Annotated in this window: 19 protein-coding genes; 6 read left to right on the top strand and 13 right to left on the bottom strand. The window is 66.7% G+C overall.

Annotation, left to right across the window (positions count from 1 at the left end):
- Positions 1 to 11 precede the first annotated feature (11 nt).
- The 13 genes from CA260_RS07125 to CA260_RS07065 form a co-directional block, all read right to left on the bottom strand.
- A complete protein-coding gene (locus CA260_RS07125; protein ID WP_111981786.1) occupies positions 12 to 1,517 on the bottom strand; it encodes a B12-binding domain-containing radical SAM protein in 1,506 nt (501 codons plus the stop codon).
- Between the two features lie 19 nt (positions 1,518 to 1,536).
- Positions 1,537 to 2,235, bottom strand: coding sequence for a class I SAM-dependent methyltransferase (locus CA260_RS07120; protein ID WP_111981782.1), 699 nt, complete (start codon positions 2,233 to 2,235; stop codon positions 1,537 to 1,539).
- Entirely contained in the window at positions 2,235 to 3,473 is a 1,239-nt protein-coding gene (locus CA260_RS07115; protein WP_425479701.1) for an amidohydrolase family protein, read from the bottom strand. The genes CA260_RS07120 and CA260_RS07115 overlap by 1 nt, the downstream gene beginning before the upstream one ends.
- Positions 3,474 to 3,477: 4 nt before the next feature.
- Positions 3,478 to 4,311, bottom strand: a complete 834-nt coding sequence (locus CA260_RS07110) for a class I SAM-dependent methyltransferase (protein WP_172461799.1) — start codon at positions 4,309 to 4,311, stop codon at positions 3,478 to 3,480.
- A 191-nt stretch (positions 4,312 to 4,502) separates the two neighbouring features.
- A complete protein-coding gene (locus CA260_RS07105) occupies positions 4,503 to 5,345 on the bottom strand; it encodes a Wzz/FepE/Etk N-terminal domain-containing protein (RefSeq protein WP_238149634.1) in 843 nt (280 codons plus the stop codon).
- Positions 5,342 to 6,484, bottom strand: coding sequence for a hypothetical protein (locus tag CA260_RS07100; protein ID WP_111981776.1), 1,143 nt, complete (start codon positions 6,482 to 6,484; stop codon positions 5,342 to 5,344). The genes CA260_RS07105 and CA260_RS07100 overlap by 4 nt, the downstream gene beginning before the upstream one ends.
- Positions 6,481 to 7,428 carry a glycosyltransferase gene (locus CA260_RS07095; protein ID WP_111981774.1) on the bottom strand — a complete coding sequence of 316 codons (948 nt, stop codon included), beginning with the start codon at positions 7,426 to 7,428 and terminating at the stop codon, positions 6,481 to 6,483. The genes CA260_RS07100 and CA260_RS07095 overlap by 4 nt, the downstream gene beginning before the upstream one ends.
- Positions 7,407 to 8,681: an O-antigen translocase gene (locus CA260_RS07090; RefSeq protein WP_111981770.1), complete on the bottom strand. Its 1,275-nt coding sequence runs from the start codon at positions 8,679 to 8,681 to the stop codon at positions 7,407 to 7,409. Before CA260_RS07090 ends, CA260_RS07095 begins: the two co-directional genes overlap by 22 nt.
- On the bottom strand, positions 8,678 to 9,790 hold the full coding sequence (locus CA260_RS07085; protein WP_111981766.1) for a DegT/DnrJ/EryC1/StrS family aminotransferase: 1,113 nt from the start codon (positions 9,788 to 9,790) through the stop codon (positions 8,678 to 8,680). The genes CA260_RS07090 and CA260_RS07085 overlap by 4 nt, the downstream gene beginning before the upstream one ends.
- The gene (locus CA260_RS07080) at positions 9,790 to 10,719 is read right to left on the bottom strand and encodes a GNAT family N-acetyltransferase (protein WP_111983046.1); all 930 of its coding nucleotides are present in this window, start codon (positions 10,717 to 10,719) and stop codon (positions 9,790 to 9,792) included. The genes CA260_RS07085 and CA260_RS07080 overlap by 1 nt, the downstream gene beginning before the upstream one ends.
- Positions 10,706 to 11,659 (bottom strand): hypothetical protein, encoded by a 954-nt coding sequence (locus CA260_RS07075; protein WP_111981762.1) that lies wholly within the window; start codon positions 11,657 to 11,659, stop codon positions 10,706 to 10,708. Before CA260_RS07075 ends, CA260_RS07080 begins: the two co-directional genes overlap by 14 nt.
- 5 nt (positions 11,660 to 11,664) lie before the next feature.
- Positions 11,665 to 12,330: an acetyltransferase gene (locus CA260_RS07070; RefSeq protein WP_111981758.1), complete on the bottom strand. Its 666-nt coding sequence runs from the start codon at positions 12,328 to 12,330 to the stop codon at positions 11,665 to 11,667.
- A complete protein-coding gene (locus CA260_RS07065) occupies positions 12,315 to 12,749 on the bottom strand; it encodes a sugar 3,4-ketoisomerase (protein WP_111981755.1) in 435 nt (144 codons plus the stop codon). The genes CA260_RS07070 and CA260_RS07065 overlap by 16 nt, the downstream gene beginning before the upstream one ends.
- A 539-nt stretch (positions 12,750 to 13,288) precedes the next feature.
- Between CA260_RS07065 and CA260_RS07060 the strand changes: the two genes are divergently transcribed.
- The 6 genes from CA260_RS07060 (at position 13,289) to CA260_RS07035 (ending at position 18,732) form a co-directional block, all read left to right on the top strand.
- Entirely contained in the window at positions 13,289 to 14,092 is an 804-nt protein-coding gene (locus CA260_RS07060) for a TorF family putative porin (protein ID WP_111981751.1), read from the top strand.
- Between the two features lie 69 nt (positions 14,093 to 14,161).
- Positions 14,162 to 14,743, top strand: a complete 582-nt coding sequence (locus tag CA260_RS07055) for an RNA polymerase sigma factor (RefSeq protein ID WP_111981748.1) — start codon at positions 14,162 to 14,164, stop codon at positions 14,741 to 14,743.
- Positions 14,740 to 15,369 (top strand): anti-sigma factor family protein, encoded by a 630-nt coding sequence (locus tag CA260_RS07050; RefSeq protein WP_111981745.1) that lies wholly within the window; start codon positions 14,740 to 14,742, stop codon positions 15,367 to 15,369. Before CA260_RS07055 ends, CA260_RS07050 begins: the two co-directional genes overlap by 4 nt.
- Positions 15,366 to 16,670, top strand: coding sequence for a S8 family serine peptidase (locus CA260_RS07045; RefSeq protein ID WP_111981743.1), 1,305 nt, complete (start codon positions 15,366 to 15,368; stop codon positions 16,668 to 16,670). The genes CA260_RS07050 and CA260_RS07045 overlap by 4 nt, the downstream gene beginning before the upstream one ends.
- Before the next feature lie 20 nt (positions 16,671 to 16,690).
- A complete protein-coding gene (gene folE2 / locus CA260_RS07040; RefSeq protein WP_111981741.1) occupies positions 16,691 to 17,659 on the top strand; it encodes a GTP cyclohydrolase FolE2 in 969 nt (322 codons plus the stop codon).
- 134 nt (positions 17,660 to 17,793) lie between these two features.
- Positions 17,794 to 18,732: a peptidylprolyl isomerase gene (locus CA260_RS07035; protein ID WP_111981739.1), complete on the top strand. Its 939-nt coding sequence runs from the start codon at positions 17,794 to 17,796 to the stop codon at positions 18,730 to 18,732.
- The last annotated feature ends 8 nt before the right edge of the window (positions 18,733 to 18,740 follow it).

Genomic DNA, 18,740 nt, shown 5'->3' with positions numbered 1-18,740 from the left:
GAGCCACCGGGTCAGAGCCCCGAGACCTGTGGCATGCGCAGGCGCACCAGGCGATTGGCGAGATTGAGCTCCCACGGCCGGTCGTAGCGACGGAAGCGATAACGCCACGACGCCGCGGTGCTCAGCGCTCGCTTGGCCCAGGGCGGCGAGCGCATGTCCTGCACGGTGGGATAGCGGCAGCGCAGCACGGTGACGAAATCGTGGATGCGCTGGCGCATGCGGTCCGTCAACCACGGCGCATCGGCATGGCAGGTGTAGTTGACCCACTGCGGTTGCGCCCACTCTTCCACCGTCGTCGGAAACACCACCTGCTCGCCGTTGAGATCGAACAGCGGCGCCGACGGCCGCTTGGCGCGATCCTTCTCGTGCTGGCTGTGCACCGGCAGTGGCGTATACACGTAGATCACGATCTCGGTATGCGGGTTGATCTTCTTCAGTTCGCGGATGAACTCGAAGGTGTGTTCGGTCTCCTCTTCCGTGTTCTCCGGTGGTGCCACCATGAAGGAGAGCTCGGGGATCACGCCATGTCGGCGGCACATCTCCACCGCCGCCACGGTCTGGTCGGGCCGCGTGCCCTTGCGGATCTCCTTGAGCATCTGGCCGCTGGGCGATTCCGCGCCGATGTAGGCCATGCGCAGCTTGCTCTTGCGCACCAGCTTCCATGCATGGTCGGACAGCTTCAACAATGCGTCGGAGCGCGCGAAGCACCACCAGGGCAGTTCATGGCGCGCCATGACTTCGAGCAGCGGGATCATGTCTTCCTCGCGGTCGAAGAAGTTGTTGTCGAAGTACTGCACCGAGTCGGCGCCCAGCTCGTGCTTGAAGTAGCGCAGGTCGCGGTCGAGGCGTTCCGCGGACGACAGCATGGTGGTGCCGCCGAACATCGCCGCCACGCCACAGAACGTGCAATGGAAACGACAGCCGATCGCCGCCTGGTGCGCCACCGTGCGTCGTCCAAGATAGGTGCGCGCCAGATAGCGGCGCGGATCGCCGAGCTTGTCGTACGGCAGCACCCGCCCGGGGTCGGTATACGTAAAGTGGCGCGGTGCATTGTGGACGATGGCGCCGCCATGCTTCCACGAGAGTCCGGCGATGGCCGCGACATCGGGCACGGCGGCCTTGCCCAGCGCCGCGACCAGCTCGCTGAAGGTCTGCTCGCCCTGTCCCCGGATGGCGTAGTCCACATACGGTGCCGCAAGCGCCGCTTCGGTGTTGAGTGTCGGAAAGTAGCCGCCCCAGGTGATCGGCACGCGTGGATGGCGCGCGCGTATCGCCTTGGAAAGCGCGATCGCCGGCGCCAGTTGCGGCCCGCCCATCACGCTGATGCCCACGGCGTCGAAGCGGTCGCCTTCCATCGCACGCAGGGTTTCATTGACGACGTCGCGGTCCACGTTGCCGTCGATGATACGGCTTTGCCCGGTCCGGTCCAGCGTCGCGGCGAGGTTCAGCAGCGACAGCGGAAAGCGCGCGCTGGAACGCGAGGTGATGGTGGGGTTGATCAGCAGGGTGTGGGTCATGGGCTTGGTCCGGAAAGCGTCAGGGCGTCCGCCGCAGCTGGAACACGATGGCCACCGGCACTTCCAGCGCCAGCGGATCGAAATGCGCGCCTTTGGGGATGTCCGCGGGATCCAGCATGGGTTCGAGCACGTGCTCGATCTCCAGCCCCAGCGCAGCGCATGCGGCGTGCCAATGGCTGTACAGATGCGTGGTGTGGCGCACGGCGTAGCGTTGGCCGCCGGACCGGAAATCGCGCAGCCAACCCAGCGCGTGCCCGACCGGGTGCACGTCGCTGCACAGCAGCAGACCACCGGGGCGGGTGACGCGTCGCAGCTCCGCCAATGCGCTTTCCAGGTTGTCGAGGTGGCCAAGCACCAGGCCGCTCAGCGTGAGATCGGCCCAGGCGTTGGGCATCGGCAGATGCGTCACGTCACCCTGCACCAGTTCGACGGTGGCGTGGCCCTGCGCGCCCGCCAGCTCCTCGCTGGCGCGATCGAGCATGGCGGACGACGCATCCACGCCCGTGACCCGCGTGGCACCACGATGCAGCGCATGCAGCACGTATCGCCCACTGCCGCAGCCGGCGTCGAGCACCGAATAGCCGTCGAGATCCCCCGGCATGAGGCCGAGCATGGCGCGTTGCTCGGCCTGCATCACCGGGTTGTGCGCGTGCGCCGGATAATGGGGCGCCCACAGCGCATAGGCTTCGAGCGGATCGAGTATCGGCGGACGCGACATCACCGCTGCGCCTCCCTGCGAAGCCCGGCATCGTGGCCTTCGGCGGCGATGGCAAGCTCCAGCCCCGGCTCGATCGCCAGCAGCGCCGCGTCCGCCAGCTCCCGTGCCAGCAGTTTCGGACGTCCATCGAGCATCACGGGCACCGTCGCGACGCCGGCGACGTCGAACCATTCGGCGAAATCGGGATCGGCGATGCGCGGCACGCCGTCGCGTACCACGGCACGTATCTCGCTGCGCTCCAGGCCCAGCAGGCAGCCCGCTTCGTCGCCACCCAGGTCTTCCACGATCACCATGTCGGCCGGCGCGCCGGGCAGCAGGCTGCCTCGCACGCCGAGACGCAGGATGCGCGCGGCTTCCGTGGTCGCCAGCGCCAGCACGTCCCGTGGCGTGAGCGACGACTGGACCAGCGCGACGCGCATCTCTTCCAGCAGGTCGCGCGCACCGCTCAGGCGCGAGTCGGTTCCCAGCGCAAGGCATCCAGCACGATGCAGTCGACGAAGTCGCTGCGGATCGAGCGTTGCGCCCAGCAGGGCCAGGTTGCTCGACGGACACCACACCACGGCAGCGCCGACGTCGATGATCCGTTCGATGTCGCACTCGCGCAGGCCGACGCCGTGGACCAGCACGCTGTTCGACGCCAGGCATCCCATCGCGTCCAGCGCAGCCAGTTCCGACTGCGCCACCTCATCGGTGCCTTCCGCCAGATGGATCATCCATGGTTGTTCCGGCGAGGTCTCCGCGTGACTGCGCTGCGGGGGCGGACCGTATTGCGGCCAGCCGAGGGCATAGCTCCAGCCGGCATCGCGTACCAGCGCCACGGGAAAACCGTCGGCATCCAATGCCGGATGCCAGGGGTCATGGTGCGCCACGCAGGTGGTGCCGGCCAAAAGGTTCTTCAGCGCACCCTGCCAAAGGCGCAGCGCCTTGGGATGACGCAGGGCGGCGACGACCTGCGCATCGTCGAAATGGGGCTGGAACGCCTCGATCCACGCATAACTGTTGGCGAATGGCGCGCCATGCGCCAGCGGAGGCACCGCGTTCACCTGCAGGTGGTCATGCGCGTTGATCAGCCCGGGAAAAACCAGGTGGTCGCGCAGATCGATCCGGTAGGCGCCGGGCGCCGACGAGGTCGCCACGCGGCCGCATCGCGTGGACAACGGCGCGCGCGATACGCCGTCCGGCAGCACGGTGCCCGCATGATGAAGGCGAACGCTCGGCGATGGCGGCATGGCGTCCACCGCGTCACCGGCGCCGCATCACGATGAGGAAGTGATCGCCCATCTCGCGCAGCAAGGGCCATCCGCCGAGGCGGTCGTCCAGCCTGCCCAGCCGTTCGCACCAGCGGCGATGCCGGCGGTAGTAGTCCACCAGGTACGGCGGCGGCAGGAACAGGCTGAGCGCGCGGTAGCTTTCCAGCGTGAAGTGTTCGGCGAACGCGCGATAGAACTCGCGCGGCAGGTAGTAGTAGGTCCAGATCGTGTGGCGGTTCATGCCCACGGCCGTGGCGCCGCGGCTGGCGCGTACACCCGCGCGCCTGAAGCGGCCGCGCGAGACGTAATGCAGCACCTCCCACGGACAGATGCGACCGATGACGGAAAAGACCAGGTGACCGCCGGGCCTGAGCAGTCGAGCGCATTCACCCGCCACGGCTGGCATGTCGGGAACGCAATTGAGGGGCCCGAAATTCGAGTAGATGCCGTCGAACTGCTCCTGGAGTTGGCCGAGCTGATGGATGCCGAGATGCGTAGCCGTCACGCGGGATTCCATTCCCGCGACGGCGGCACGCGACCTCGTGCGCCCGACCATCTGAGGGGACCAGTCGGTGGCGGTCACCTGGTAACCACAACGTGCAAATTCGATGGCGTCGATGCCGGTGCCGCAGCCCAGGTCCAGCAGGTCCGAACCCACCGGAACCTTCTCCAGCACGGTTTCCCACAGCGACACGCGCATGCGTTGGATCAGCTCATTGTTCCCGCGAGGGCCATCGTAGTCGGCGGCCACGCTGTCGAAGGCATGCTGGGTATCGAGCAGCTGGCCTTCATCCAGCGATGAAGTCCAATCGCTCCCGCGCTCCATCCGCACGGCGCCGTTCGGCATGCCTCCCGGTCCGTGTTGCCCGCTCATGTCCATTCACGCTCCGACTCGCTGCCTTTGACCGATGCCACGCGCCGCGTGTCGCGCGGCGTCATCCCTTGTGCGGTGAGTGCCGCGGCGCGCGGCTTTGGTTGAATGATTCGCGCAAGGCCACGCGTGGACGAAGCGCCTGGCTATGCCCTGCGCCGCGCGGCGTTCCGCGCGACACCGGCGAAAACACCCAGCCCGAGTCCCGCCAGCAGGCCGATGCCGTAGGTCAGCACGGGATTGGGAAACGCCTGTCGCTCCGGCACGTAGACGGGCCAGGGCAACGACGTCTCGTAGGTGAAACTGGCGCTCAGGCGCGTCACCAGATCGCTCTGCTGCATCTGCAGGTTGCGGATGTCCTCGTTGCGACTGGCCAGCATCACGCTGGCCAATGACGCGCCCTTCCCGCTCGCCTCGTCCTTGCCGGCAGCCTGCACCAGGCGGTCGCGATCGGCGATGGCTTCCTTCAGCTCCGCCTTTACTTCGTCCAGGCGGCCATGCGCCAGCGACAGCGGCGTGGATTCCATGTCCCGATGCACGGCACGCAGGCGCGCTACCGTCGCCTCGGCAAGCTGGCGCGCCTGGGCAGGCGAATCGCCGCGCACGTTCACCCTCACCATCGGCCCGGCGTACGGCAAGGGTTCGAGCTTCATGCTCTTGCGGTAGAGCTGCGCCGTGCGCGAATCGTGCGCCAGGCCGAGGCTCGTCGTGACCTCGTCCTGGAAGGCCGCCGTCTGCAAGCGTTCCAGCACGCGCGCGATCGGCTCCACCTTGGGGTCCTGCCCCGGCGGCACCTGCCCTACCTGCCCGATCAGTATCCAGGCCGACGCCTCCCATTGCCGCCGCACCAGATGCGCGAACGCATACGTGACGGCCAGCACCACCACCAGCACGGCCAGGCACCACTTCCATTCGCGGACCAGGATGCGCCACATGTCGATCAGGTAGATCTCGTCTCTTTCCATGGTCGTCGGCTCTTTGAAGTTCATGTCGATATCCCGATGGCTGTGGCGGTTTCGCGGCGATTCGGCAGCAGCGCCACCAGCGCCTGCAGCAGCAGGCAGACGGCGATGAAGCCGGCATTGGTCCAAGTGAACGCCTGCGGGGCGAACGGCGACATCAGGCAGACGTAGGACATGCGAAGGAAGATCAGCAGGCCGAACAGCGACGCGCGCGGATACAGGCGCGAGACGCTCCAGCGCAGCCATGCATACAGCGCGATCATCGAGGCGATGGCACCGACCGGACCCAACGCCAGCAGGAACGGCAGGAACTCCGAACCCACGTTGATGTTCGACGCATCCAAGGGGATATCGGTGCCGGCCGTCGCCACCGAACCCGCCATCGGCACCACCTGGTTGATCAGGAACGTGGCATTCGCATAGTGCTTGGCCAGCAGCGAAGCGAAGTTGTACGGCCCCGCACTGGCATAGAGCAGCAGCCAGCGCACGCCTACCGGCATCGATCGGTAGTCGTCGCTGAACGGCAAGGCGACCGTCTCCAGCGTGCCGGATCGCAGCACGCCTAGCACCGAAAACACCGTGGCGCCGACGATCGCCAGCACCAGCACCGTCCTCCACGGCAACGGACGTGAGGCATCCCTGCGGAAAACCATCACGAGGGCGGTCGAGAACAAGGCGGCGAAGATGCGGTTGCGATCGATCACCAGCACCGGAAAGACCAGGCCGATCAGCACCAGCGTGGTACGCAGCCACTTGTTCCGCACACACAGCATGCCGATGGGCGGCAGTACCCAGCACATGTCGGAAATATGGCGCACGTGATCGCGCCCGCCCTCCATGCGCGCATACGACGACGGCGCGTCGATCAATGGAATCGGGAACAGCGTGAGGTCGAGCACGCAGAACACGATGATGAAAGCGGCGAACGCCAGCGCCACGAAGGATTCCCGCGTGCCGACATAACGATGGGCCAGGAACGCCGCCGAGGACGGCAGCCGCAGCCCCGCCATCACGTCGAACACCATGATCGCGCCGGACGCCGTCATGAGCAGGACGATGCCTTCCATATAGCCCGGCGGCAGGTCGTAGACGAACATCGTGAGCCCGCATGTCAGCAGCATGGGCAGGCAGAGATAGGCCGACGGCAATCGCAGCAAGGCCCTCATGCGCCCTCCGCCAGGTGCAGCGCCGTGCGCAACTTGATCCGCGAGGTCGCCACCAGCGACAGGTACACCACCATGTGGACGGCCACCGAAGCGAACCGCCGCTGCAGGAACGCGATCTTCGCGCCCAGGTAGTGCGACTGCGCCCTCAGCAGGGTGCGGTACGGCTCCTGGAACAGGCATTCGCGCCGCATCGCGACGTTCTGCGCTTCGAGCAGGTTGAGCACCCTCGCCCTGCCGTCGCGCGTGCGGCTCAGGTTGGTGCCGTGGATGCGATAGGCGCAGACGTTGACGTCGATGAAGCCGATGGCATCGTGGGCCGCCAGCCGCAGGAAGAAATCCCAGTCGTCGATGCGCAGGCTTTCGCTCCATCCGGCCACGGTTTCCAGTGCGCGCTTGCGCACCAGCGCCACCGGCCCGCCGATCGCCCATTGGGTGATGACCGCCAGGCGGATGCCTTCGTCCGACGCGTAAAGTCGCTTGTCGGCACGATGCAGGTCGCGCATGCCGCTCTCGTGCAGCTTGCGTCCGTCCTGGTCGACCACCATCGAATCGCCGATCACCGCCCACTTGCGCGCATGCGCCGACAGGTAGTCCACCATGGCCGCCAGTCCGCCGGGCAGCAGGTAGTCATCGCTGGCGCCCAGGCGCAGGAACTCGCCCCGCGCACGCGCGGCCAGTTCGTTCAAGGTGGCCGCGATGCCGCGATTGTCACGGTACACGTATTCCACCGGAATCTCGTGCCGATGCCGCGCTATCCACGCATCGATCCGCGCCGCCGTGCCGTCCGTGGAGCCATCGTCGATGATGACGAGCTCCTTGGCCGGATACGGGTCCTCCAGCACGCTGTCCAGGCAGCGTTCGATGAAGCGCTCGTGGTTGAACGCCGGGATGAGCACGGAAACCAGCGGCAGCGCCGGTGCGCTCATGGGTATTGCGGCGACCATTGGCCCAGCCCTCCCAGGAAGCGGCGCGCGACCCACGCGTTGAACAGGAAATACAGCGTGTAGTTGGCCGCGAAGGCGTACACCGCGCCGACCAGGCCAAAGCTCGCCGTGAACAGGTACACCAGCCCGAGGTAGCTGGCCGCAAACACGCATTCGGACGCGACGAACAGGCGTGTCATCGCCTTCGCCAGCATCAGGTAGGAGAGGACGAACGACGCGATCTTGATCACGTCGCCCGCCAGTTGCGGACCGTACAGAACATTGGCGGGTGCGAACCCCTCGCTGAAGAGCAACGCGGTCACCCAGCCTCGCGCGATGAAGATCGCAAGGGCGAGCAGCACCACCAGCGGAAGCAAAAAGCGGTAGGCGTTGCGTATTTCCAGGGCGAGCAGCGCGCGATCGTCGATCGAGGCGAGCTTGGGCAGGTAATAGACGTTGATGGCCGTGGTGATGAACAGCAGGTAGGCATCCGACACCTTGCTCACCGCCTGCCAGTAACCCACCTGTTCCCATCCGAACTGGGCAGCGAGATGATCGCGCACCGCGATGTTCACCAACGGCGACAGCAGGGCCGCGGTGAGCGTCATCACCGAGAAACCGGCAAGGCGACCGATCATCTCCCGGTCGAATCGCAGGCGCAGCATGCCGCGCTGGAAATACGGGCTGCGCCACCAGGCCGGCACGCCCACGGCAAGCCATAGCGTCTGCCCCAGCACCAGCGCCAGCAGCGCGCCGTACAGCTGCAGCCAGTGCGACAGCCACGCCACCAGCGCCACGTTGAGCACCGACCCGGCGATCTGCACCAGCGCCAGGCGACGCACGTCCATGAAGCCGTTGATCACTGCCAGCACGTAGTTGGCCAGCGCGATGCCCAGCTGCGCAACGGCGAGGATGCGGATGAGATCCGCATAGCGCCCATCGCCAAGCAGCCAGCGCGCCAGCGGCACGCTGAAGAGCAACGTGACCACGCCCATCAGCAACGACGCGCCAAGTGCGTACCACAGGGCGGCGCCGAGCAGGCGCTGCAGGCGCTGCGGGTCGTCGCGGTACTCCGCCACGTACTTCACGATGCCCGCGCTGATGCCACCGCCGGCGAGCACGGCGAGCAGCGACATCAGGCTCATGAACTGGCCCAGCCTGCCCACGCCTTCGGGTCCCGCGAACCACGCCACCAGCTTGATCACCACCAGGCCGGCGAGCAGGCGCGCCGCAGTGGACGCGGCGGTGTAGACACTGGCCCGCATGAGGTTCATGCCGCGCCCCCGAACGCCAGGCAGGCGTCGATCACCTGATGGACGGCGTCCTCGTCCAGCGTCGGCCCCATGGGCAGGCTGAGCACTTCGCGGTGCAGGCGTTCGGTCAGCGGCAGCCGCACGTCATGCAGCCGCGGATAGGCCGGCTGCAGGTGCGGCGGCACCGGATAATGGACCTGGCTCTGCACGCCATGGTGCTGCAGGTGCCGCTGCAAGGCATCGCGTCGATCGCTGCGCACCACGAACAGGTGCCAGGCGTGGCGTTCTTCGTCGAGCACGGTAGGAAGCAGCACCTCCGGATGCCGGATGGCCGCCAGGTAACGGCGCGCCACCGCACGACGAAGGGCGATGTCCTCGTCCAGGTACTTCAGCTTGACCCGGAGCATCGCGGCCTGCATCTCGTCGAGCCGCGAATTGATGCCCTGGCAGGCGTGGTGGTATTTCGTCTCGGAACCATAGTTGCGCAGCGTGGCGACACGCCTGGCAAGGGCGTCGTCGTCGGTGACGACGGCGCCGCCGTCGCCCAGCGCCCCCAGGTTCTTGGTGGGGAAGAAGCTGAAGCCCGCCGCGTCGCCCCAGGCGCCGGCCTTGCGTCCCGCACTGCTCGCGCCATGCGCCTGCGCGGCATCTTCGACCAGCAGCAGCCCGTGCTGCCGCGCCAGCGCGGACAGCGCGGCCATGTCAGCGAGCTGGCCGTACAGATGCACCGCCATGACGGCGCGCGTACGCGGCCCGATGGCGTCCTCCACGCGCGCGGGATCGAGGTTGAACGTCGTCGGATCCGGCTCGACGGGCACGGGCACCAGCCGGTTCTCGGTGATCGCCAGGAAGCTGGCGATGAAGGTATTGCCCGGCACGATGACTTCGTCGCCCTCACGCAAGAGGCCGAGTTCCTTGTAGCCGCGCAGGATCAGCGACAGCGCGTCGAGTCCGTTGCCCACGCCCACGGCATGACGCACGCCGCAATAGGCGGCAAATTCGCGCTCGAAGGCGGCCACCTCCTCGCCGAGGATGTACCAGCCTGAATCGATCACCCGGGCCGCCGCGGCCTTCAGCTCGTCCGCGTGCCGGGCGTTCATGTCCCTGGCGCTGAGAAAGCAAACGCCCATCAGAGCACCCACTCGTAGAAATCGTGCGCGATGCCGCGCGCGCCGAAGTACTCCTTCTGCGCGACCAGGCCGCCGTTGAGCACCTGGCCCTCCTGCTCGGTGGAGATCCCGAAGGAGAAATAATGGCGCCCCGCATAGCGATCGATGAGTTCCGCCAGCAGCAGGCTGAGCGCATTCAGCCGTCGCCCTTCTTCCGAGGCGGCGAGATACTGGGTATGCACGACGCGTCCGAAGTCGTAGAGCACGGCGCCGGCAAGCAATTCGTCGTCGCGCCGCGCCTCGTAAAGCACGATGTGTTCCGGGAAGCGCGACTGCAGCAGGCGCAGCTCGTCCAGCCGATGGGTGGGCACGGCGTCATGCCTGCGCAGCACCTCCGTCAGCAGGGCATGGAAGCTCGCCGGATCGGCGTTCGACTGGACATGAATACCGGCGTCGCGCGCCTTGTTCACTGCGCGCCTGCGCTCGTCGGTGAAGCGGAAGGGCTCCCGCAGCGCAATCACCGATGCGATATCACGTCGCCTCAAGCGCGCGCCGGACCGATGCAGCGCATACAGGTCTTCCTCGGCGGGATAACCGTGGAAGATATGCGGCACCGCCTTGTAGATCAGCCTGTCGATGCCGTTCGAACGATAGAACCCGGCGATCTTCCCGAACACCTCCAGCGTCGATTCCGCGCGTAAGGCGCTGGTGGAGATCAGCCCACCATAGGTGAGCCCGCCATGGCTCACCGCCGTGCCGCCCTGCACGTTGGCGGGAAGCACCGCCACGGCGACGCCGTTGCGTTCGACGATGAGGGAGCCATCGGTGAAGCGATCCGCGTGGTAGTCCATGTAAGCGCGCCGATGCAGCAGCACGCCGTTTCTCGACTCGGCGACCACCGTGTCCCAGGTGGCCGCATCGGTGGGCCTGTACGGCCTAACCGCGAGCATGGAAACCACCATTGCGGCGTGGCAGCACGGTTTCGGCCAGGCCGAATCCGTCCACACCCATGTCGTTGCCGTTGTAGAACATCAACAGCTTGTCGCGCTGGCGGATCAGCGACGGATAGCAGATGACGCGCGAATCCCATCCGCTGGGCGACAGCGAGAGGCCCAGTGCTTCGTCGTGGCGCTCCCAGTGGATGCCGTCGGCGCTGTAGGCAAGCCCGGGAAAGTACTCGCCCGTGGTGTTGCCGCGCGTGAAGTACATGGCGTAACCATCGCCCCACCGGTAAACACGCGGACGGCCGATACGGTATTCGTTGCCGCGCGGCTGCAGGCACACATGGTCTTCGCGCGGTATCGCCGCCAGGTCGTCCGTCTCCACGCAACGGATGTGGTATCGCGGAAACGGGCGTCCGTCGATCACTTCCCAGTCGTCGCCCACCGCGTACCACAGCCGCCAGCGGTCGCCCTCGCGCAGCACCGAATGCACGGCGCCGATGGTGCTGCGCCCGGGCGCGCGGTCCAGGATCGGCGTCTCCTGCATGCGCTCGAAGCGTTCGCCGCCATCGCGTGAAATCGCCAGGCCGGTGAAGGCGAGGAACTTGGCCCGCGCCACGCGCTGGAAGCCCACGTAGAACATGGTCAGGCCGTCGGGCGTGTCCACCAGGTCGCCCAGGATCATGCCGCTGTCGTCGAAGCATCCGCCGCGCCCGACATCCAGCACCGGCTCGCCGCTGATGCGCACGATCGACGAAGGATCGTCGGCCAGCACGTCCACGTAGCCGATCCGGCTGACGCCGTCCTCGTCGCGAAAGCCCGCGTAGACGCGGATCAGGTCGTCGTCGATGCGCCAGGGCGTGGGCGTCAGCGCCGAATGCGCCATCCAGCCACCCACGCCCTGGTGGGCGGTATCGAAGACCAGCCCCTTCTTGGTCCAGTCGAACATGGGCGTCAAAGCCTCACGTCGAAGCTGGATCGATCGGGCACCGCGCGCGCGGGCGAACCGACATAGACCCGCCCGGCTTCCGTATCGCGCGTCACCAGCGCGCCGGAGCCGATCACATTGTCCTGCGCGACTTTCACGTGATCGTTGAAGGTGGTGTTGACGCCGATGAAGCTGTTCTCGCCGATGTCGCAGTAGCCGGAGATCACCGCGTGGGAGGCGACGAACACGTTGTCGCGGATCACCGTGCGATGGCCGACGTGGTTGCCGCTCCACAGGATGCAGTTGTTGCCGATGCGCACGAACGGCTGGATGACGTTGTTCTCGAAGATGAAGCTGTTCTCGCCGATCTCCGCATTGCGCCATACGAAAGTGTGCGAGCTGACGTAAGTGGCGAAGCGGTATCCCTTCGCCTTGGCGTCCTGGTAGAAGCGCGTGCGCAGCCGGTTGAGCTGGCTGGAAGGAATGGCCACGAATGCGTCGTAGTCCGACGGCGGGTAATGCGTTTCCAGTTCTTCGTACGGAACCACGGGCCGCTCGGCCAGCGTCGGCTGTTGCACGTATTCGCGGTCGACGCTGAAGGCGACCACGTCGTAGTCGCTGTCATGCTGGAAGTATTCGCAGGCGATCAGCGCCAGCTCACCCGCGCCGATGAGCACTAACCGCCTTGGCATGCCGCCATGTCTCCCTGGTAGGCGTGTCCTACCTCGTGCAGGAACAGCGCGTAGTCGGTGATGTAATCGGCCGGGTCGTACAGCTGGTCGGCCAGCACCATCAGCACGCAGTCCTCGGTGAAGTCGTACATCTCGCGCCACACCATGCGGCGCAGCAGAAGGCCCTGCGATGGATCGTTGAGCACGACTTCACACGGACCGCTGCCGTCGTCGAGCAGGAAGGTGACCGAGCCGCGCACCGTCACCGCCAGCTGGTTGAGGTTGCGATGCGCGTGCATGCCGCGATGGACGTCGCACTTGGTGGCGAACAGGTAATACACGCGCCGGATCTCGAACGGCACGTTGCGATCCTTTTCCAACGCGATGAGCATGCCGCGGTTGTCGCCATGCTGCTGCAACTGGATTCGTTCGATGTCCATGTCCGTGGCCCGGCGAGAACGCGCGTGAGCGATGTCGTTAGCTGAGTGCCCACTGGCTGTGGAAAGGTTGCGCTCGCACCATCGATCACCACGTCGACGGCATTCGAGGCTTGAACCCGCACGGTCCTCGTCGCGTCACGGGACCACGCGATGCGTGCAACCTTTCGCGACGCTGGCGGCACTCACCCTCCCGATATCCGTCCCAACCGGCGGGATGACCTCCACTTTCATGGATACGTGGTGAGGCGACGTACAGCGCAGCGGAAAACCGCGAATGACACGACACGTCCGGAAGAGAAGCTGCGCTGCGACGTTGCCGGCTTGCCGGCGCGCTCCATCGAACACGCGCCTTGGCCCTCCGGCCGTATAAACTCCGCTGGACTTCATGCCGGGGAGCGGCGCATGCGCCGAGGGTGTCGCACGGATCAAGCCCTTGATGGGCGTGCACGTGACGAGGGCGGTGCCTGGACGGTTCTCTCGTGGCGCCGCTCTCGACCTGCGGGCTTCCGCAGCGGCGCTACCGGCAGGCCTGACCGCCCATGACCTCGCCTCGCATGCCGTCCGCAGGCTCGCTCCGACGTCGCCGCCATGCCGGTGATCGCATCGGCGCAAGCAGTCGCTCGCGTCGCCTGGCGCTGTGCTTCGCTGCCTGCCTGCCCCTCGCCGCCCACGCGCAATCGTCGAATGTAAGCGGCACCGTCGCGCTGAGTTCACAGCTGGTGGACCGCGGCCAGGCGGTGACACCGCAGACACCGGTGCTGCAGGGCGCGCTGGCCTGGTCGTTTGCGAAGGGCTGGTCACTGGGGGCCTCAGCCAGCGTGGAGGCGCGCAAGCCCGATCGCCTTGCCGAAGCGCTCGCCCAGATCGCGCGTTCCTGGTCGCTGTCGCCGGACTGGCAGATGCAGGCCAACCTCGTCTATTACGACTACCCCGGCAATCCGCACGCACGCGGCTTTGACCGCACCGAAGCCGGGCTGGGCTGGATCTACCGGGATGTGCTCACGCTGGGCGTGTCGGCCATCTACCCCGCGGGCAAGACCGACCACCATCTGCACGGCGCCGCCGATATCGGCTTCCATTGGCCCCTGCCCCGGCATTTTGCGTTGTCCGCGGGCCTGGGCGTGACCCAGACCGCCTACAGCTACTACGCGTACTATGGGCACGGCCATGGGCGCTACGAATACGAAAGCCACGACACCTACAGCTACGGCCATGCCGGCCTGCTCTGGAACAACGGTCCCTGGCGCGTGGAGGTGGACCGCGTGGCGACTTCCGGGCTCGCGCACCGGCACGGCTATCCGGATACGGCGCCGTGGATCGCGACGATCTCATGGTCGTTTTGACGCCGCGGGACAACCTTTTGCCGCTGACGGGGCACTCACGGGGCAACCCACCACCGTTTTGAGACGGCCATGAACGAAGCCGACATCGATGCAGACGCGACCGACCGCATGCTGCTTCAACGCATGTCGGCTGGCGATCGCGCCGCGTTGGCCGTGCTGTATCGCAGCTACCACGGTCGTCTATGCCGCTTTCTCTCCCGGTTGACGCGGCGCCCCGACGTCATCGAGGAGGTCATCAACGACTGCTTCTGGATCGCCTGGCAAAAGGCCGGGACGTTCCATGGCGACTCGCGCGTTTCCACCTGGATCATCGGCATTGCCTACCGCTGCGGCCTCAAGGCGCTGCGCCAGCACGGCGATGAGCCGGTGGAAGAGGACATGCAGGAAGACCGCTTCCCTGCCCATTGTCCCGACGAGGACCGCGAGCTGCGCGACTGGCTGGCGAAGGGGCTCAGCCGGCTCTCCGCCGACCAGCGCGTCGTCGTCGAGCTGGTCTACGGCCTCGGCCACACCCTCGATGATGTCGCCGTCATCATGCAGTGCCCGGTAGGCACGGTGAAGGCGCGCCTGTTCCATGCGCGGGTCAAGCTGCGCAACACCCTGCCGGCACTTGCGGGAGATCCGCCCATTCGTAAAGAGAGCATGCCATGAAGCTTCCGACGGACATCGGCAAGGATTGTGCCCGCGCGTGGGAGGCGATGCCCTGGTCGCTGCAGAACAGCGCCAGCCACGAACAGGACGAATGGCTTACGCAGCACCTGTCCCAGTGCGAAGCGTGCCGCCTCGAATTCGAGCAGCAGAGCCGCCTGCGCCTGGCCATTTCGCTGCCGCCGGATATCCCGGTCGATGCGGACGCCGGGCTGCGCCGCCTGCTTGCCCGCATCGATGCACCCGATACGCATGCGACTACCCAACGCCCGCGCACGGGCTGGGTGACGCGCGCCCTGGTGGCCGCCGTGCTGGTGCAGGCCATCGGCATCGGCGTGCTCGGTGCCAGGCTGTGGTCCGAAAACCAGCCGGATTACCGGACGTTGAGCCAGGCGACCGCACCGCTGCCTTCCGGATCGATCCATGTCGTGCCCGAGGACACCATGAAACTGGCGGAGTGGAACGGCCTGCTCCACTCGCTGCACCTGCAGGTGATCGATGGCCCCAATGAAGTGGGCGCGTACACCGTGGTGGTGGCTGGCGCATCCGCCTCGCCGAAGGACGCGCTGCAGAAGCTGCGCAGCACGCACGGCATCCGCCTCGCCGAGCCCATCGCCTCCGCCCCATGAAGCATGGCGTTCCCGCATGCCTGTTGATCGTGGCGCTCGCCGCGCTGGCGGCGTGCACGCCGCCGCGGCCCACCATGCCCGATAGCGGCGATGCCGCGCAGGGCCCGATCGCCAACGTGCAGGCGATGGATACGAGCCGCGACATCGTGCTGGCGGTCGCCAACCCGCTCGATCCCCCGGCCACGCACGCGGGCTCCAGCCTGCTCGGCTACACGCCCGCCGGTACGTATGGCGCGGGCCAGCGTGCGGTATCCACGCTGGCCGCGCTGAAGCAGAGCTACGGCATCCGCGAGATCACCGGCTGGCCCATCAAATCGCTGGATCTCTACTGCATCGTGCTCGAGCCGCCCCCGGGCATGACGCGCGAAGCCCTGCTCGACACGCTGTCCAGGGACAACCGCGTGCAGCTTGCGCAACCGCTGCAGGATTACGCCGTCTACGGCGATACGGCTCAGGCCGCGCACCAGTACAACGATCCGTATGCGAACCTGCAGCGAGGCTTCGTCGAGACGGACGCCGCGCTCGCGCACAACGTCACCCGAGGCGATGGCGTGCACGTCGCCGTCGTCGATACGGGCGTGGACATGATGCATCCCGATATCCAGGGAAGCGTCGTCCGGGCCCGCAACCTCGTGGATGTCGATGTCGCGGCTTTCAACGCCGACAGCCACGGCACCGAAGTGGCCGGCATCATCTCGGCCATCGGCGACAACCATCAGGGCATCGTGGGCATCGCGCCCAAGGCGATGCTCGACGTCTACAAGGCCTGCTGGTATCTGCCCGCATCGGGCAGCGGTGCGCACTGCAATTCCTTCACGCTCGCCAAGGCCCTGGCCGCGGTCATCGACACCGACGCGCGCATCGTCAACCTCAGCCTCGGCGGTCCGGCCGATCCGTTGCTCAATCGACTGCTCGGCGAACTGCTGCGCCAGGGCCGCATCGTCATTGCCGCCATGCCGCCGGAAGGCAACAACGGCGGCTTTCCGAACGATGCGCCCGGCGTCATCGTGGTGAGGGCAAGCGGGCCTTCCCCCGCACCGCCGGGCGTGCTCAGTGCGCCCGGCAACGACATCCTCACCACCCAGCCCGGCGGTGGCTATGACTTCACCACGGGCTCTTCGATGGCCGCCGCCCACGTGAGCGGCATCGTGGCGTTGTTGCTGGCCATCGCGCCCAGGCTCGATGCGAGTGCCGTGCATGACCTGCTGCTGCGCTCCAGCAAGACCACCCAGGGCAAGCTGCAGGTCGATGCCGCGGCAGCGGTCGCTGCGCTGCGCACGCAGCATCCCGCGTCGCCCTGAGCACACCCACGGATGCCCCGGTGAAGAACAGAGACAGCGCCGTACGCCCGCTCCCCGACGTCGGCAGTGATGCAACGACGGGTGCGATCGGGCGCCTTGAATGGGTCGGCATGGAAGGCATCGCGCTGCCGGTGTGCTTCGATGCAGGCGGCGGCGAAATGCAACGCACGGCGGCGAAGGTCGACATGTTCGTCAACCTGGTCCGGGCGCAGCAGCGCGGCATCCACATGTCGCGCTTGTATCTGCTGGCCGATGCGCACCTGGGCGGCGAACCCGTCGATGCGGCATCGTTGGAACGACTGCTGCGGGCCTTCCTTCATTCGCACGAAGGCATCGCCGATCGTGCCTGCATCCACCTTCGCTTCGAGGTGCTCGTACGCCGTGCGGCCCTGCGCAGCAGCAACCATGGCTGGCGCGCGTATCCGGTGTGCCTGGAGGCGAGCCTGTCGGAACACGGTTACCGTTTCGAACTCGGTACCGACGTGGTCTACTCGTCCACCTGCCCCGCGTCGGCAGCGCTTTCGCGCCAGCTCATCCAGCAGCAGTTTGCCGAGGCCTTTTCCCCTGGCGCTTCCTTGGATCATGCCGCTGTCATGGCGTGGCTGGGCAGCGAACAAGGCATCGTCGCCACGCCACATGCGCAACGCAGCACCGCACATCTTCGCGTGCGCCCCGCACCGGATGCATCGCTGTCGCTCATCGCGCTGCTCGATCGTGCCGAACACGCGTTGGGCACCGCCGTGCAGACCGCCGTGAAACGGGAAGACGAACAGGCCTTCGCGCTCGCCAACGGTGGCAACCTCATGTTCTGCGAGGATGCTGCGCGACGGATCCAGCAGGCACTTGAAGGCGATCCTGGCGTTGCCGGCTTCAACGTCCGCGTCGCTCACCACGAAAGCCTGCACGCACACGATGCCGTGGCCCATGCAAGCGGCGGTGCGCTGGAGCATGTGTCGCCTGCAGCGCCCTTCCAAGCCTTGCCATGGTGAACCGCGGCACGGTCGGCTGATCCGATTCGCGCAGTGCAACCTATTGCCGGGATGGCGACAGCAAGCATCACGCGCGCTTTATGGGCAGCTCGCCGCTCTGCTACCGTGAGGTCTTTCCAATGCCGGGGGACCCCATGCTGCGCCACTGCCTTGCTGCCGCCATCGCATTCGCCATTGCCCTGCCCGTGGCCGCCATCGCGGCCGACCAGCCCGCCGCACATACACCAACGCCGAAGGAATTGCTGGCCAAGTCGCAGCCGCAGGAATGGCGCACGCCCGATCCGCAGAACCTGCTGATCATGACGCTGCCCAAGGGCCAGGTGCTGATCGAACTGGCGCCGGATTTCACGCCCCTGCACGTCGCCAACATCCGCACGCTGGTGCGCGAGCACTATTTCGATGGCCTCGCCATCGTGCGCGTGCAGGACAACTTCGTGACCCAGTGGGGCGACCCGGAAGACGACGACAACGGCGACAAGAGCAAGCTCAAGCCGCTGGGCAGCGCCAAGGCGAAACTGCCGCCGGAATACACGCGACCGTTCGATGCGAAGCTGCCGTTCACGCGCCTGCCCGACGGTGACGTCTACGCGCCGGAAGTCGGCTTCTCCCAAGGCTTCCCGGTGGGGCGCGACAAGGCGCACGGACAGGAATGGCTCACGCACTGCTACGGCATGGTGGGCGTGGGACGCGACGCCGACCCGGAAACCGGCAGCGGCACCGGCCTGTACGTCGTGATCGGCCAGGCGCCCCGTGGACTCGATCGCAACCTCGCCGTGGTCGGCCGCGTGCTGCAGGGCATGGAATATCTCTCGGGCCTGCCGCGCGGCACCGGCCCGCTCGGCTTCTACGACAAGCCCGAGCAGCGCGTGGGCATTAGCGCCATCCAGCTCGCCTCCGAACTGCCACCGGAACAGCGGCCGAAGATCGAAGTGCTGCGCACCGACAGCGCCACCTTCACCGCGTTGATCGAAGCCAAGCGCAATCGCCGCGACGACTTCTATCGCAACCCGGCCGGCAAGATCGACCTGTGCAGCATCAACATCCCGGTCCGCGAGGCGAAAGCGCAGCCCTGAGCTGCGCC

The sequence above is a fragment of the Dyella jiangningensis genome, assembly GCF_003264855.1.
Lineage (GTDB): Bacteria > Pseudomonadota > Gammaproteobacteria > Xanthomonadales > Rhodanobacteraceae > Dyella > Dyella jiangningensis_C.
Note: the sequence above shows the minus strand (reverse complement) of the source record. Positions and strands in the feature narration are given on the sequence as shown.

Bases quoted from the DNA above. Each gene is read 5' to 3' on its own strand.
- CA260_RS07125 (WP_111981786.1), bottom strand. From the start codon at position 1,517: ATGACCCACACCCTGCTGATCAACCCCACCATCACCTCGCGTTCCAGC.
- CA260_RS07120 (WP_111981782.1), bottom strand. From the start codon at position 2,235: ATGTCGCGTCCGCCGATACTCGATCCGCTCGAAGCCTATGCGCTGTGG.
- CA260_RS07110 (WP_172461799.1), bottom strand. From the start codon at position 4,311: ATGGAGCGCGGGAGCGATTGGACTTCATCGCTGGATGAAGGCCAGCTG.
- CA260_RS07105 (WP_238149634.1), bottom strand. From the start codon at position 5,345: ATGAACTTCAAAGAGCCGACGACCATGGAAAGAGACGAGATCTACCTG.
- CA260_RS07100 (WP_111981776.1), bottom strand. From the start codon at position 6,484: ATGAGGGCCTTGCTGCGATTGCCGTCGGCCTATCTCTGCCTGCCCATG.
- CA260_RS07095 (WP_111981774.1), bottom strand. From the start codon at position 7,428: ATGGTCGCCGCAATACCCATGAGCGCACCGGCGCTGCCGCTGGTTTCC.
- CA260_RS07090 (WP_111981770.1), bottom strand. From the start codon at position 8,681: ATGAACCTCATGCGGGCCAGTGTCTACACCGCCGCGTCCACTGCGGCG.
- CA260_RS07085 (WP_111981766.1), bottom strand. From the start codon at position 9,790: ATGGGCGTTTGCTTTCTCAGCGCCAGGGACATGAACGCCCGGCACGCG.
- CA260_RS07080 (WP_111983046.1), bottom strand. From the start codon at position 10,719: ATGCTCGCGGTTAGGCCGTACAGGCCCACCGATGCGGCCACCTGGGAC.
- CA260_RS07075 (WP_111981762.1), bottom strand. From the start codon at position 11,659: ATGTTCGACTGGACCAAGAAGGGGCTGGTCTTCGATACCGCCCACCAG.
- CA260_RS07070 (WP_111981758.1), bottom strand. From the start codon at position 12,330: ATGCCAAGGCGGTTAGTGCTCATCGGCGCGGGTGAGCTGGCGCTGATC.
- CA260_RS07065 (WP_111981755.1), bottom strand. From the start codon at position 12,749: ATGGACATCGAACGAATCCAGTTGCAGCAGCATGGCGACAACCGCGGC.
- CA260_RS07060 (WP_111981751.1), top strand. From the start codon at position 13,289: ATGACCTCGCCTCGCATGCCGTCCGCAGGCTCGCTCCGACGTCGCCGC.
- CA260_RS07055 (WP_111981748.1), top strand. From the start codon at position 14,162: ATGAACGAAGCCGACATCGATGCAGACGCGACCGACCGCATGCTGCTT.
- CA260_RS07050 (WP_111981745.1), top strand. From the start codon at position 14,740: ATGAAGCTTCCGACGGACATCGGCAAGGATTGTGCCCGCGCGTGGGAG.
- CA260_RS07045 (WP_111981743.1), top strand. From the start codon at position 15,366: ATGAAGCATGGCGTTCCCGCATGCCTGTTGATCGTGGCGCTCGCCGCG.
- CA260_RS07035 (WP_111981739.1), top strand. From the start codon at position 17,794: ATGCTGCGCCACTGCCTTGCTGCCGCCATCGCATTCGCCATTGCCCTG.